Annotated in this window: 3 protein-coding genes; 1 reads left to right on the forward strand and 2 read right to left on the reverse strand. The window is 63.6% G+C overall.

Annotated elements, in window-relative coordinates; translation table 11 throughout:
* On the forward strand, positions 1 to 572 hold a 572-nt coding region (locus tag ABTU92_RS29650; protein ID WP_408095125.1), incomplete at its 5' end, for a hypothetical protein.
* Here the strand turns inward: ABTU92_RS29650 and ABTU92_RS29655 are convergent.
* Together ABTU92_RS29655 and ABTU92_RS29660 are read right to left on the reverse strand one after the other, a co-directional pair.
* A complete protein-coding gene (locus ABTU92_RS29655; protein ID WP_408095126.1) occupies positions 465 to 893 on the reverse strand; it encodes an AAA family ATPase in 429 nt (142 codons plus the stop codon). The two genes, ABTU92_RS29650 and ABTU92_RS29655, sit on opposite strands and share 108 nt — an antisense overlap.
* On the reverse strand, positions 890 to 1,718 hold an 829-nt coding region (locus ABTU92_RS29660), incomplete at its 5' end, for a hypothetical protein (RefSeq protein WP_408095127.1). The genes ABTU92_RS29660 and ABTU92_RS29655, both read right to left, overlap by 4 nt.

Here is a 1,718-nt window from a genome sequence, read left to right on the forward strand (position 1 = left end):
GTGACGGCGGCAGCTATCTCTTCAAGGGTCATGTTGGCGACCACAGCGACCTGTTCGGGTTGGAGCCGGGCGAGGTCGATGGCGAACACATTCGGTTCTGGCATTGCAAAGTTCTCAGTCCAAGAGGTGACGGGAACGCGGTGGTGCACTCAGCTCGCGGCGCGGCGCTTGACCGGCCGGTAGTGGGGAAATTCCGTGAGCACGTCTTTCAGGTGAGCGAGAGTGATCGGCTTGTCTGGACCAGCGATCGTCCGCGCGACATCGAGAACGAAGGTCAATCCGCGGGCCTGACGCTGCGTCCCGATCGTTCGAGCGAGTGCCATCGCATCGGGCTCGATATTTCCGAACGCTGCAGCCAGCGCATCCGCGTCGTCTGTCGTGATGAGGGCCAGAGTCTTCCGAAAGAACAGCCGGGAGCCGATCACAGCCAGCGGTCCTTCTTCGATGTTCTTTCCTTTGAGGACCTATTCGTTGCCGCAGAAGATCACGGACAGGTCCGAACTATCGTTGAGGGTGAGAAGCTCGCGGATGCCCTGGGCGCTGAGGTTCTGCGCCTCGTCGATGACCAGTAGCCGTCCAGCGAAGTTGTAGGCGCGCAAACGGTCTTGAATCTCGGCAATGCTGCCGCTCTCGGCGATCCTGAACTCGGAGTCGTAATCGTCGCTCACCAGCCGGCAAAATTTCCGAAAGAGGTTCTGTGCGGCATTCCCGCTTGCCGATGTTGCCGTCAATATCCATGCGTCGCCTCTGTTCTGGGCAACGTAGTGAGTGCATGCGAAGGTCTTGCCGACGCCAGACGGTCCGATGAGGACTCCGCATTTCATCTTGAGGCGTGCGGCATCCAGCATCCCGAACACAGTCGTCGTGACGCTCGTTTCGCAAAATTGGCTCATGATGAGCGTCCTGTTCCTCGGGCAAGCCGAGCGGCGAATGCCTTCGTCGAAGCGGCCACCGCGGTCTGTTTGGCTTCGAGCTTCGCCCGGAGCCGATCTTCTCTGGCGTCCCGCTCGACGGGCTGCTCGTTGAGTCTCTCCGCGATCTCCCGCGCTTGGTCGGACACGCTGATCACGCCGGCCACATCCGCGGTAGGCGTCGCAGGCAAGGCCGCGGCGACGCGAGCAATCTCCGCCGGGACGTCGATGTCCGGGGCGGCGTGGTCGAGATCGCGGATCGTCGCGCGGTGCTCGCCGGAGATGCGGGCTGCCTCGCGGGCACCTGCCTTGTTGAGGATCCCGTAGCGGCACGCTGGCGTCGCGAAGTCGAGCACCTTGCCGCTCTCGTCGAGAACCGGAAGGATCGTCGGCTCTTCGAACTTCGGCACCCGGAGCACGACCTCTTTCATCCGCGGATCGTTGAAGGCCCTGCAGGTCCAGACCTGCCCGCCGTATTCGATGGCGCCCTTCCTCACCTTCCGTTCCACCGACGTGGCGAACACGGTGCGCAGCTCGCGGGCATCGATCGTCACCCGTTGCCAGCCGGCCGCGACCGCAGTCTCGTACACGGCGCGCGGCGATCGGTTGCCCAGCGCGCCGCGCTGCGGCCCGGCATGGTACAAGGCGAGGCAACTTTCGATCAGCGCCCGCAACTCGTCTATGGTGCCGGCGAACGGCTCCGTGGGGCGGCCGACTTTGGCCGTCTTCTTGTTCGTCCGGTCGCCGCCTGCCCAGCCGTGCAGGCTCCGGAAATAGGTGTATTCCAGGACTCGGAAGATGCCCTCG

Source organism: Rhodoplanes sp. SY1, from assembly GCF_046000175.1.
Classification (GTDB): domain Bacteria; phylum Pseudomonadota; class Alphaproteobacteria; order Rhizobiales; family Xanthobacteraceae; genus Rhodoplanes.

Bases quoted from the DNA above. Each gene is read 5' to 3' on its own strand.
- ABTU92_RS29655 (WP_408095126.1), bottom strand. From the start codon at position 893: ATGAGCCAATTTTGCGAAACGAGCGTCACGACGACTGTGTTCGGGATG.